Raw genomic sequence first — 12007 nt, forward strand, 5'->3', positions numbered from 1 at the left:
CCGTCTTCAATTCACCGAGGAGAAGTCGAGATCGCGGCTGGTGAAGATGCGGATTGGGGCACCGATACCGACACGCACGGTCGGGCCGCGCTGGCCGTCCTGCTGGGCGGCGGTGGCTGCGGCGGACTGGCTCGCTCCGCCGATCAGCACGCCGCCCGCCCCGCCGGTCGCCACCGTGCCGAGGCCGCCGACGACGCTCAGCAGCATGGCCGAACCGAAGCGCTTGAAGAAGCCGTTGCCGGAAACCTTGCCCTGCAGGCCGGTCGTGCCGTCGAAACCGATCGCCGGAGAGGCCAGATTGACCGAGGCACCATCGGGCCGGATCAGGCGCGTCCAGATGACATAGGCACGCTTCTGGCCGTTCTGAAGGCCCGACTGGTACTGGCCGATCAGGCGTGATGAACGCGGGACGAGCACTCGGGTCCCGTCGAAGCTGCGCACATCCTGGCTGACGACGGCGCGCACGAAGCCGGGCACATTGGTGTCGATCGCGGTTTCGAGCACGGCGGGGATCAGCGTGCCCTGCGTTACCGTGGTCGAAGGATTGGTCATCGCGCTGGCCCGGGCCGGTGCGCCGCCAACGCCGCCGATGCGGCTGGCGAAGTCGGAGGCCGAATTGCCGGTCGCAGCCTCCCCAGCCCCGCCTTCTGCCGGAGCAGTCGGGTCGAGCACTGCGACACCAGCGGGTGCGGCCCCCGCGTCGAAGACAACCGTCGGGCTGGCGAAGCGGTTGGTCGCGGTCGCCGGATCGGGCGCAACGGAATAGACCGGCTGCGGGGCCGGTGCGGATTGCACCTGCGCGACGGGCGCGGCCACCGGCGTAACCGGAGTCACGGCTTCGGGCGGCACCGCGGGCACGACTTCGACCGGAGCCTGCTGGCCGCCGACGCCTTCGGGTTCCGCGACACGGGTGGCATTCATGCTCCATAGCGTCACGATGCCGAGGCCCGCCACGATCGCGATACCTGCGACCATGCCGAGCATGTCGGACTTGCCAGCAGGCCGGGCAACCGCCGGGTGGGCATTGCGCTGGGCAAGGTCGATGATCTCCGCGTCGATCTCGTCACGCGGATCGGTGTCGTTGGCGATCGTTTCGCTGCCGATCGTCTTTTCGGGCAGGCGCATGGCGAGACGCATTAGCTATCTCCCTTCTGGGCAAGCGCGGCACTGCCGCGTGCGGAAACCGGTTGGGCCGGGCGTTCGGGCCCGGTGTTGACGAGCTCGGCGCGCTCTTCGCCCGAGCGCAGGATCAGCGTGCGCGGCACACCATCGACGACGATCGTATCGCCGCGCACGGTAAAATTGACCGGTCCTTCGACGCCCTTGGCATTTTCGACAAGGATCGCCGGAACCTGCTTGCCCTGCGGCCAGGTGAGGAAGGTCGCGCTGCCATCGTCGAACGTATTCTCGGGCAACAGCTCTGGATCGCCCGACGCGCTCCAGGCAAAGTTGAGGTCTGCCGGATCGACAACGGCGAAAGGATCGCTGGCCGCTTGCTTTTCCGCGGCATTCGCCTGTGCCAGCTGCGGCTCCTCTTCCGGCTCCTCCGGATAGTCGAAGCGAAGCACGTAAAGCGGCTTCGCATTGGGGCTGGCGACAAGATCGAACAGATAGGTGCGCTTGCTGGTGATGACCGTGAGATTGGTGGAGGCACGCGGCGCGAGCGGTTTGACGAACAGGATGTCGGCCCGCTTGTTGGGCGTGACCTGCCAGGCCTGCGAATCCCCGATGGCGACATTCTCGATAGTCTCGTCGTCGCCGAACACGATGGAGGCCTGCACGGTGACCTTGCCGTCCACGCGAACGACTTTCGCCTCGTCATAGAAGATCTCGACCAGACGCGAATCCTTCGCGACGGCAGGCGCGGCCAGCATGGCCAGGGCAAGCGCGGGAATGAGCGCGCGGTTCATCAGCGTTTCTCCACGGAACGGTCGAGGGCCTTGGGCGGGGCGGGCTTGAAACGGCTGCCGATCCCCATCGCCCGGCTGGGCCCGGAATTGAGTGGTGCGACCTGACCATTGCCTGAAGCGGTCGCGAACACCTTGGTGGTGCGGGTGACCGATGTGCCGCCCGCGTCATTGGCCGCAGCCGCCGTCGGTACGGCCGAAACATCGATGCGGCGCGCTTGCGAGCTGGCGGAATTCGCCGCCTGGGCCTGTACGAGGGCGGGTGCCGGGGCGGCCTGCGGTGCGGCGGCGGGAGCAGAAGAGCCCTTGTCCTGGCTGTCGGGCGTCATGCCGAACACGGTCCAGCCGGCAACCATCGAACCGGCGACTTTCAGCACCAGCACCATAAGCGCGACATGCACCGCACCGATCATGAAGAATGCCATAGCCGCCTGCGGATCGATGCTGCCGGGCGTCGCCACCAGCGCGCCGAGTACGGGCACGGCGAGTTCGAGCATGATGCTGCCGCCAAGGACGGCGAACAGCGGAGTAAGCGCGCACAGCGTCAGGCCCTTGATCCAGCCAGTGAACAGCCCGCGTGTGCCATTGAACAGCGCCATCACTACGAAGATCGGACCGAGCGCGACCAGCACGCTAAGCGCGATCTTGGTCGTCACCAGCAGGCCGACGGTGCCGAGCATGAAGAGCATCGCGCCTAGCCACATCATGCCCTCGGGCGAAAAGGCCGAGAAATCCTCGCCCCCGCCGGCGCTGGCCTCCTGGATGGCCATGAACACGACATCGATCTTCTGGGCGAAGACCTGCGTCGCACTGCCCTGTGCGCCGGTGAGAATGCCCGCGAGATAGTCGGGCGTTCCGATCGCGAGGTTCCAGACGACGCTCTGGTAAGCGACCCAGCTGGTTGCGAAGGTCAGCACCAGGCCGAGCGTCATCATCCGCGGCACCAGGCTGCGCACGCCGATATTGGTGCGCCCGGTCAGCAGCGCAAAACCGAAGATCGCGATGAACAGGGTGAGGACGATCGTCAGCGTCGTCGTCAGCGCCCCGCCCGATGCGAACAGCCGACCGAAGGCTGCTGCCGCAGTTTCACCCGCGACGCAGTCCACGCCCTTCAGCGCGGCGGCGACACCGTTGCCGACCTGTTCGGCAGCCTGCTGGCAGTTCGCGCTCATTCCGCAGCCATATCGAGATTGAGATCGCCGTGCTCGGCGATGTCGTTCGCGCCGCCGGGCCATTTCGTACCGGTAAGCGCGGGGAACCAGTCGGCCGGAGCATCGCCCATCGCTTCGCGCAGCACGTCCAGACGACGGACCGAGCTTTCGCGGCCCGAGAGCAGCGTCAGAACTTCGGGCGCGCCCGACAGGTCGAGCCGGACCACGACGCTTGCGTCGGGCTGGCGCACGAGGAAACAGCGGCTGTGCGCGGGCAGCGTGCGGATCAGTACGAGCTCGTGCTCGGTCAGGCCAAAACCATCGCAGTAATCCTCGGGCCGCGCGCGGCTGTTGGGCATGAACACCATGGTCGCGGTCTGCTCGACCAATGCGGTCGAAATGCGGCTTTCCAGCGCATCGCGCGCGCTCTGCGTCGCGAAACCGACCAACGCGTTGCGCTTACGCAACGTTTTGAGCCAGTCGCGGATACGCGCGGCGAAGACCTCGTCGTCGAGAGCCTTCCAGCCCTCATCGATAAGGATCATGGTCGGCTTGCCGTCCAGCCGCTCCTCGATCCGGTGGAAGAGATACATCATGGTCGGCGTGCGCAGCTTCGGATTCTCGAGCAGCGCGGTCATGTCGAAGCCGAGCACGCGACTGGTCAGGTCGAGCTTGTCTTCCGCATTATCGAACATCCAGGCGTTCTCGCCCGATCCGATCCATGCGCCCAGCCGATCCGCCAGATCGCCCGGTTGCGGACGGCGGCTGCCGGAGAGCAATTCCTTGAAGTGGCGCAGACGGCGCAGCGAGGCGTCGTTGGCATAGGCGGCGTCCACCGCACCGGCGATGGTCTGCTCTTCTTCCGGCCCTTCGGCCTTGAGCAGCACGCCCAGCCAGTCGCGCAGGAATGCCTTGTTTCCCGGCGTATCGGGCAGCGCGAGCGGGTTGAAGCCGGTCGGTTCGCCAGCGCGGATGCTGTCGTAGCGACCACCGATGCCGCGCACGAACAGCTCCGCCCCGCGATCCTTGTCGAACAGGATGGTGCGGGGGCTGAACTTCTGTGCTTGCGCGGCAAGGAAATTCATCACCACGGTCTTGCCCGACCCGCTCGGCCCGATGACCGAAAAATTGCCGAGATCGCCATGGTGGAAGTTGAAGAAGAACGGCGTCGCGCTGGTAGTTTCCAGCAGCGTCACCGCTTCGCCCCAGTGATTGCCTTCCGCTTGGCCCAGCGCGAAACCGTGCAGCGAACCGAAGCTGGCCATATTGGCGCTGGAGATTAGCGCTCGGCGGACGAGGTAGCTCTCGTTGCCGGGGAACTGGCCCCAAAAAGCGGGTTCGAGATTGGTATCTTCGCGCACGGCGATGGCGCCGGTATCGGCAAGCGCGGCGGCGCAGGCGGCCATGGCATCGTCCAAGCGGCCGAGATTGCGTTCCTTGACCATGACCGTCAGATGGTGGTCGCCGAAGCCGACCGCACCATTGCCCAGCGCATCGCGCGCGGCGAGCATGTCGGCGCGCTCGGCGGCGGCTTCCTCGTCGGCACTTTTCAACCGGCGGATCGCCAGATCCATCCGCTCGCGCGCAGTCTGGCGCTCGGTCGGCGCATAGCTTTCGCTCACGACCATCTCGAACGGCAGGCGCAGCAGGCTGTCGAGCAGGCCGGGGCTGGTCGCCTCCGGATAATCCTTCAAGCCGAGCATCGCGGCGAAATCGGGTGATCCCGACCCGCGCATCTCCATCGCATCGAGACCGAAGCTGACCCGGCGGTAGGGCAGCATATTGCCGATATCGACATCGTCGGCAGGCTTCCTGACCGGACGCATCTCGCCATTGTAGAGCGCGGACAGCAGCTCGAGTATTTCGGAATTCGTATTGCCGAGCGGGCCGACGTAATCGGTCAGCGGCGCCGCGCCATAGGCCTGCAATGCCGCGACCAGACCCTGCGAGGCGGCGCGCAAGGACCGAAGATCCTTGGGATCGGCTTCCAGCTGCTCGCGTCCGGTGCGCTTGAATTTCTTGCCGACCCGCTCGACCAGTCCGGCCTTACCGCGCGCCGGGCGGCGGATCAGCGTGATGAACTGGTCGTTCACGAACAGCTGGCCCGAGCCGAGCCGCTCGCGCCAGCGTTCGTCGATATGGCGGCTGATCGGATCGGGGAACTGGGCCTCCAGATCGACCGATACGCGGCGCCGGATGACGTGATGATAGAGCACGAATCGCGCATCCAGCGTGGAGCGCAGCACCACTTCGCGCGTGGCGGCGTGTGCGTTGAGCGCTTCGCTATCCTCGGTCTCGAACAGCAGACCGGGCACCTGGATCGCAGTCATCAGCGATCCGTCGCGCAGCAGCAGCGTGCTTTCGTCGATCAGGCGCAGATAGGGCAGCCGATCCCCGGCGCGCGCTTCTTTCGCGCCCCAGGCAGCAGCGCCCTTCCATTTGTCCTTACGCGGCATAGGAGTTGCACCCCCAGTGCTTGTAATTCTTCACCCGCGGGCATTTCGAGACCTTGGTGATCCACAGGTCGAAAATGCGCGGTTCGCGCAGGCAGGCGAAATAGCCGATGCCGTGCATGACTGCGAAAACGACCAGCGCGAGCCAGCTGCCGGTGATCAGGAACGCCTCGGTCGTCACCATCCCGTTGATGATGAAATAGTTATACGTCACGCCCGCAAACATTTGCGGCCGCGTGAGCGCACGGTGGACGGGATGGCGGACGAGGTTAGTCATGGCTACGCCGCCACGCCCTGAATGCCGGCGACGATGGAGGCCGCGCCGAACAGGATGAACACGCCGATAATGACAGTCGCGCCGAAGCGCCAGTTGAGGCGTCCGGTCAGCATCATGAAGCCGACCGCGGCAACCGCCATCACGGCGACGGCAGTCGCGACATTGCCGAGCAAGGTGCCCTGCAGCCAGCCGAGCGCAGCGACGATCGGGCCGGACCCGGCAGGATCGGCCGCCTGCGCAAAAGCAGCGCTGGGGGTTGCAAGCAGGGCCAGAGCGGCCGGAATCGAGAACCTGGACTTCAAGTGAATTTACTCCCGTGAATGGCTGGCGAGGCGACCCATGATCGCTGCCACGTAAAGCTGCGTTTCGCGGATGCGCGGAATCCCGCCTGCGCGCTCCACCCGCCCGGGCCCGGCATTATAGGCCGCGAGCGCTTTTTCGATATCGCCGTCGAACCGGTCGAGCTGTTCGCGCAAGTATCGCGCACCGCCTTCCAGATTGGCGAAGGGATCGTTCGGATCGACGCCCAGATCGCGGGCCGTTCCGGGCATCAGCTGGGCGAGACCACGTGCGCCGACCGGCGACACGGCATTCGGGCGCCAGCGGCTCTCCTGCCACACCATCGCTTCGATCAGCGCCGGGCTGAGATCGTAGCGCGCGGACAGCTCGGCGACTTTCGCCTGATAGGTCACCGGCACCAGCGCGCCCGGTGCATTCGGATCGGCAACGGCGATGTCGGGAACGTAAACGTCGGCCGGCACCTCGCCCATGGGCTCGAAATCGGCATGCGGAATGCTGGCAGCAGCAGGCGCGGTGCTCCCGCCGGCTACCCAGCGTGCTCCGTCCGCATCAATCTCCATGACATCCGCCTTCGCAGGGAAGGCAGCCAGCGCCGCACAGGTCAGACCCATACCGAGCGCCAGGCGTGCTAGAATCATTGCACCCTCCGTCCGGTCCCACTGGCCACTCTACATGACAAGCGGGTGACAGGAAGCTGAATGTAGACGGTTTCCGTCGCAAACGGGCAACAGTCAGGCACAAAAAAGCCCGCCCTCCCCTCGGAGCGCGGGCTTGAAGACCGCCATGGGCGGCGGGAAACGTTTTAACGCATCGACATCGCATAGTAGCGAGCGAAATCGCCGCGATCGAGCGCTGCGAGCGCCCGCCTGGCAAGTCTGCGCGAGTCCACCCACTGGCCGTCTGCGGTTTCCAGCTCGACACTCGAGTCAGCTTCTGCCGCAGCTTCGAAATCGGCGCGAGCCTCATCGAACTGGCCCATCCGCGCCAGCGCGATACCGTGATTGATCAAACGCGCCGGATCGTCCGCTTCCAGCTCGGCGCAGGCTTCGATCGCCTCGACAGCCGCACGGTCGCGGCCAGCAACCAGCTCTTCGTAACCGACGTCGAAAGTGGTCTCGGGCGCTTCGACGACGGCAGGCGCACCTTGCGCCAGCAGGGCCAGAACGAATGAGGTGGCAAGGGCCATGGCATTTCTCCCAATGTGTTGTTGAGCCCGAAATACCGCCCGACGCCCACGGCTGCAACAAAACTGCAACATTGTCACATTTCTGAAATGCAGCGCATCGGCCAATGGCCTGTTGATACTGCAACACAACGGTCACGAACTGACACAAACTGTCACGAACCCCTCCTAGCTGGCGAGTCGCGATCAACGAATTCGCACTCGATATTCTTCCGATTCTTCCGGTTTTTGAGGGGACCGTTACCCGTGACAAATCTTCATCGCTCGCTCGTACTCGGCTGTAGCGCAGTGGCCCTTGCCAGCTGCGGCGCCGACGAAATCGTTTCGCCCGGCACGGGCGGCAACATCACCATCAACAATCCGTCTGCGCCGGCACCTTCGCCGACCCCGACGCCGACTCCGACATCTTCGCTTGTCGAGGCTGCCGCTGGCTGCCCGACCATCTCCGATCCGACCGGCCTTACCGACAGCGGCACGATCTCCGGCCCGACCGGCGAATATCGCGTCTGCACCATGCCGGCGCGCTTCACCGCCAGCTCTACGCTGCCCTATGTCGAAGGCCTCCTTTATCGCATGAACGGACGTGTCGATGTCGGCGAAGACGGCGGCCCGAGCGCTTCCGCAGGCAACGACACCGATGTCCAGCTGACCATCGAGCCGGGCGTCATCGTATACGCCTCGGGCTCCAGCTTCCTCAACGTCAACCGCGGCAACACCATCCAGGCGAACGGCACCGCCGAGCGTCCGATCATCTTCACCAGCCGCGACAACGTGCAGGGCCTCAATACGGACAATTCGTCGGGCCAGTGGGGCGGTATCGTCCTGTCGGGCCGCGCACCGGTCACCGACTGCATCGCACCGGGCGCAACGCCGGGCACCGCTGCCTGTGAACGCCAGGTCGAAGGCGCGGCGCAGCCCGCCCTGTTCGGCGGCGCCCAGCCGGCCGACAGTTCAGGCAGCATGAAGTTCGTGCAGATCCGCTACTCGGGCTTCGTCCTGTCGGGCGACAACGAGCTCCAGTCGCTGACCACCGGCGGCGTCGGTCGCAATACGGTTCTCGAAAACATCATGAGCTTCAACAGCTCGGATGACGGCGTCGAGTTCTTCGGCGGCAACGTCAATACGAAGCGCCTCATCGTGGTCGGTGCGGAAGACGACAGCATCGATACCGACACCGGCGTGAAGGCCAACATGCAGTTCGTCATCGCCATCCAGCGCGCTGGTGCCGGCGACACGATCATCGAAGCCGATTCCACCAACGGCCTCGAAGAACAGACGCCGCGCCAGAACACGCAGATCTCGAACGCCACCTTCATCCACAATGGCGGCGACCAGGACCAGGCCATCCGCATCCGCGGCTTCGCCGACTATGCGATCGTGAACTCGATCCTGGTCGACCGGACGGGCGGCACGCCCTGCCTGCGCGTCGACGGCACCGAAACGCTCAGCCGCACCAGCGGTCCTGACGAAGCGGGCCCGGTTCGCTTCGAAAGCTTCGTGCTCGATTGCGCGGTCGACTTCCGCGACAGTTCGGGCGGCGTAACGGCCACCGATATACAGAACCGCTTCGAAGCCGGCTCGAACAACAATGCGAACTTCACCAACACGCTGACGATGAGCTTCCTCAACGGCTCGAACGAAAGCGGCGTGCCGGTGTTCGATCCGACCGCATTGTCGAGCTTCTTCACCGTCCCCGACGAAATCGGCGCGGTCTACGCATCGAACGCGGACTGGGTGAACGGCTGGACCTGCAACTCGGCCACGGTGACGTTCGACAGCGAAGTGTCGGCCTGCACCAGCCTGCCGGTCTACGACTCTTAAGCACACACGCTCGCGGGGGCGCGCAGAGGCGTGCCCCCGCGGGCTTTTCCATTTCCGGACGCCTCGCGGCTCCGTGACGAAATCTCAGGCCTGATCATGAGGGGGTCTCGAACCATGTCGACCGGCAAGCAGCTCGCTTCGCTGCTCCTGCTCACCACCGCGTTGTGCGTACCCGGCGCGGCTTTCGCGCAAAGCACCGGCGCAGAGGGCGTCCCATCAGAAGAGGATCCCGCCACGGACGCACTGCAGGCGGAGCAGGTGGAGGGTGTCGACGACACCCCGCAGGAAGAGCAATACGAAGAGCCCGAAGTCTCCGTCCCCGGCGGCGCCATCGTCGTTACCGGACGTCGGCGCGAGGACATTGGCCGCGCTTCGTCGCAGGTCGTCTCCGTCCTCGACACCGCCAGCATCGCGCGGACCGGCGAGGGCGATATCGCCGGCGCGCTGACCCGCGTCACCGGCCTCTCGACGGTCGGCAACGGCCTCGTATTCGTGCGCGGCCTGGGCGACCGTTATTCGCTCGCGCTGCTTAACGGCCTGCCCCTGCCCTCCCCGCAGCCGCTGAGCCGCGTGGTCCCGCTCGACATCTTCCCGACCAGCGTGGTCGCCTCCAGCCTCGTGCAGAAGACCTATTCCGCCAACTATCCCGGTGAGTTCGGCGGCGGCGTGATCAATTTGACCACCCGCGCCATCCCGCAGGAAAGCTTCGTCAAGATCAGCGGCGGCATCAGCGGCGACACCGAAACCACCGGCGGCGTCGGCTACACCTATTTCGGCTCCAGCTACGACTGGTTCGGCTTCGACGACGGGCGGCGCACCATCCGCCCGCAGCTGCAGAGCTATCTCGACAGCGGGCGGCCGATCAACGATCCCGAAGTCGACCAGGAAGCGATCCTGCTCGAACTCGGCGATCCCAACCTCATCCTGCTGCAGAGCAATAGCGGCCTGCCGGTCAATTTCTCGACCGGGGTCACCTCCGGCACCAGCTTCGACGTGTTCGGCGACGGCCAGTTCGGCGTGATTGCCACTGCCTCGATCAGCAACAAGTGGCGCAATCGCTTCATCACCCAGCAGACCGCGCTGGGCGAGGATCTCGACCTCGACAGCGACGGCCGCGAATTCGTCACCGACAACCGCGTGCTGGTGAACGGCCTGCTCGGCTTCGGTCTTGAGGTCGGCGAGCATCGCTTCCGCTTCACCAACCTCTTCATCCGCGACTCGCTCAAGCGCGCATCGCTGTCGGAAACCTTCGACTTCCAGAGCGACGACACCGACCAGGTTCAGAACACCTCGTGGTTCGAGCGCCAGCTGTTCGATACGCAGTTCACCGGCGAGCTCGATTTCGGCGATCTCAATGTCGATTTGCGCGCAGGCTATGCCCAGACGCAGCGTGAAGCGCCCTACGAGTGGACCTTCACTTACACCCGCACCGACAATCCGAACGATCCGCTCGGCGGCCTCTTCCTCAACACGCTCGACGGCCAGCGCGGAAGCGCGATCGTCGCGTTCTCGGATTTGACCGAGGACCTCTATTACGGCGGTCTCGACGTCAGCTATCAGGTGACCGACTGGCTCGGCGTGACCATCGGCGGAGCCTATACCGACACGCAGCGCCTGTCCTCGCGCCGCGAGTTCGACCTGCGCGCGCAGGGTGACTTCCCCGATGTGTTCGGCGCCTTCCGCCCCGATGCGCTGCTGGGTGACTCGCTGATCGAATTCGGTTTCGACCGCGAGGCGCAACAGGCAGCCGGCATCGGCCCGTTCGGCTTCACCATCTTCGACACAACCGGTTCCGACCCGGCGTTCGAGGCGGGGCTGGAGATCAAGGCCGGTTACATCCAGAGCCGCATCCAGCCGGTCGAAGCGATCTCGCTCGACATTGGCGTGCGGTATGAAGATGCGGTGCAGGAAGTCATCCCGCTCGGCCTCGACGGTACGCCCAGCGGCTCGGCCAATGCCTCGCTGCTGAACAACGATTATTTCCTTCCGGCCGGGACGCTGACCTGGGAGATCAACGACAATCTGCAGGCGCGCTTCAACGCGTCGAAGACCATTGCCCGTCCGCAGTTCCGCGAGCTGATCTTCCAGACCTATTTCGATCCGGAAACCAACCGCCAGTTCAACGGCAACCCGCAACTGGTAGATAGCGAGCTGACCAATTACGAAGCGCGCCTCGAATATTACTGGGGCTCGCAGAGCCGCGTCAGCCTGGCGGGCTTCTACAAGGATATCGAGCGCCCGATCGAGGTGTTCTCCAGCTTCTCCGACAACGAGCGGATCAGCGGCTTCGCCAATGCGCCCGCCGCCACGCTCTACGGCGCGGAGTTCGAGCTGCAGTGGAACAAGGATCTCTACACGCTCGGCGGCGAATGGTGGGAAAGCAAGCGCCTGGTGGCGGTGGCCAATTACACCTACACCCAGTCCGAGCTGCAGGTGACCGATAGCGATATCGCGCAGGTCTTCCCCTCCGCCCCGCAGCCGGCGACCAACTTCTTCCGCGACGGCGTGCCGCTGACGGGGCAGAGCGACCATCTGGTCAATCTCCAGCTCGGCCTCGAAGATCTCGACCGGCTGAGCCAGGCGACGATCCTGCTGAGCTATGCCAGCGAACGCGTCACCAGCCGCGGCACCAGCAACTTGCCCGACATCATCGAAGACCCGGGCCTGCGCCTCGACTTCGTGGTGCGCCAGGGCTTCGAACTCGGCGGCGCCGAAATGGAACTCAAGCTCGAAGCGCGGAACCTCACGGGCCGCGACTACGAGGAATTCCAGACCAACGGCGACACCCGCATCGACATCAACAGCTACGATGTCGGCACCAGTTTCAGCGTCTCACTTTCCGCTGAATTCTAAGGCTTACCTGAGCCTTCTTCCTGAAAGGGCCGTCCGCGTGGGCGGCCCTTTTTTGTGACAGG

General features: G+C 65.0%; 10 protein-coding genes. 2 read left to right on the forward strand and 8 right to left on the reverse strand.

The window, feature by feature from the left end; genetic code table 11:
- Positions 1-6: 6 nt before the first annotated feature.
- The 8 genes from Q9K02_RS12510 to Q9K02_RS12545 all read right to left on the reverse strand — a co-directional run bounded on the left by Q9K02_RS12510 (position 7) and on the right by Q9K02_RS12545 (position 7274).
- Positions 7-1137, reverse strand: coding sequence for a TraB/TrbI/VirB10 family type IV secretion system protein (locus Q9K02_RS12510; RefSeq protein ID WP_305933194.1), 1131 nt, complete (start codon positions 1135-1137; stop codon positions 7-9).
- On the reverse strand, positions 1137-1910 hold the full coding sequence (locus Q9K02_RS12515; protein ID WP_305933195.1) for a TrbG/VirB9 family P-type conjugative transfer protein: 774 nt from the start codon (positions 1908-1910) through the stop codon (positions 1137-1139). Before Q9K02_RS12515 ends, Q9K02_RS12510 begins: the two co-directional genes overlap by 1 nt.
- The gene (locus tag Q9K02_RS12520; RefSeq protein WP_305933196.1) at positions 1910-3079 is read right to left on the reverse strand and encodes a TrbL/VirB6 family protein; all 1170 of its coding nucleotides are present in this window, start codon (positions 3077-3079) and stop codon (positions 1910-1912) included. Before Q9K02_RS12520 ends, Q9K02_RS12515 begins: the two co-directional genes overlap by 1 nt.
- Positions 3076-5514 carry a VirB4 family type IV secretion/conjugal transfer ATPase gene (locus tag Q9K02_RS12525; protein ID WP_305933197.1) on the reverse strand — a complete coding sequence of 813 codons (2439 nt, stop codon included), beginning with the start codon at positions 5512-5514 and terminating at the stop codon, positions 3076-3078. The genes Q9K02_RS12520 and Q9K02_RS12525 overlap by 4 nt, the downstream gene beginning before the upstream one ends.
- Positions 5504-5788, reverse strand: a complete 285-nt coding sequence (locus Q9K02_RS12530) for a VirB3 family type IV secretion system protein (RefSeq protein ID WP_278328005.1) — start codon at positions 5786-5788, stop codon at positions 5504-5506. Before Q9K02_RS12530 ends, Q9K02_RS12525 begins: the two co-directional genes overlap by 11 nt.
- A 2-nt stretch (positions 5789-5790) precedes the next feature.
- Entirely contained in the window at positions 5791-6090 is a 300-nt protein-coding gene (locus Q9K02_RS12535; RefSeq protein ID WP_278328004.1) for a TrbC/VirB2 family protein, read from the reverse strand.
- Positions 6091-6096: 6 nt separating this feature from the next.
- Positions 6097-6726 carry a lytic transglycosylase domain-containing protein gene (locus tag Q9K02_RS12540; protein WP_305933198.1) on the reverse strand — a complete coding sequence of 210 codons (630 nt, stop codon included), beginning with the start codon at positions 6724-6726 and terminating at the stop codon, positions 6097-6099.
- A gap of 164 nt (positions 6727-6890) precedes the next feature.
- Positions 6891-7274: a hypothetical protein gene (locus Q9K02_RS12545; protein WP_305933199.1), complete on the reverse strand. Its 384-nt coding sequence runs from the start codon at positions 7272-7274 to the stop codon at positions 6891-6893.
- 243 nt (positions 7275-7517) lie between these two features.
- On the opposite strand from Q9K02_RS12545, the gene Q9K02_RS12550 reads away from it, so the two are divergent.
- Positions 7518-9092 (forward strand): hypothetical protein, encoded by a 1575-nt coding sequence (locus Q9K02_RS12550; RefSeq protein ID WP_305933200.1) that lies wholly within the window; start codon positions 7518-7520, stop codon positions 9090-9092.
- Positions 9093-9206: 114 nt separating this feature from the next.
- Positions 9207-11945 (forward strand): TonB-dependent receptor domain-containing protein, encoded by a 2739-nt coding sequence (locus Q9K02_RS12555; RefSeq protein WP_305933201.1) that lies wholly within the window; start codon positions 9207-9209, stop codon positions 11943-11945.
- The last annotated feature ends 62 nt before the right edge of the window (positions 11946-12007 follow it).

Origin of the sequence: Qipengyuania profundimaris (genome assembly GCF_030717945.1) — a bacterium.
Classification (GTDB): Bacteria; Pseudomonadota; Alphaproteobacteria; order Sphingomonadales; family Sphingomonadaceae; genus Qipengyuania; species Qipengyuania profundimaris.

Coding starts and splice junctions, on each gene's coding strand:
- Q9K02_RS12545 (WP_305933199.1), bottom strand. CDS start 7,274: ATGGCCCTTGCCACCTCATTCGTTCTGGCCCTGCTGGCGCAAGGTGCG.
- Q9K02_RS12555 (WP_305933201.1), top strand. CDS start 9,207: ATGTCGACCGGCAAGCAGCTCGCTTCGCTGCTCCTGCTCACCACCGCG.
- Q9K02_RS12540 (WP_305933198.1), bottom strand. CDS start 6,726: ATGATTCTAGCACGCCTGGCGCTCGGTATGGGTCTGACCTGTGCGGCG.
- Q9K02_RS12520 (WP_305933196.1), bottom strand. CDS start 3,079: ATGAGCGCGAACTGCCAGCAGGCTGCCGAACAGGTCGGCAACGGTGTC.
- Q9K02_RS12510 (WP_305933194.1), bottom strand. CDS start 1,137: ATGCGTCTCGCCATGCGCCTGCCCGAAAAGACGATCGGCAGCGAAACG.
- Q9K02_RS12515 (WP_305933195.1), bottom strand. CDS start 1,910: ATGAACCGCGCGCTCATTCCCGCGCTTGCCCTGGCCATGCTGGCCGCG.
- Q9K02_RS12530 (WP_278328005.1), bottom strand. CDS start 5,788: ATGACTAACCTCGTCCGCCATCCCGTCCACCGTGCGCTCACGCGGCCG.
- Q9K02_RS12525 (WP_305933197.1), bottom strand. CDS start 5,514: ATGCCGCGTAAGGACAAATGGAAGGGCGCTGCTGCCTGGGGCGCGAAA.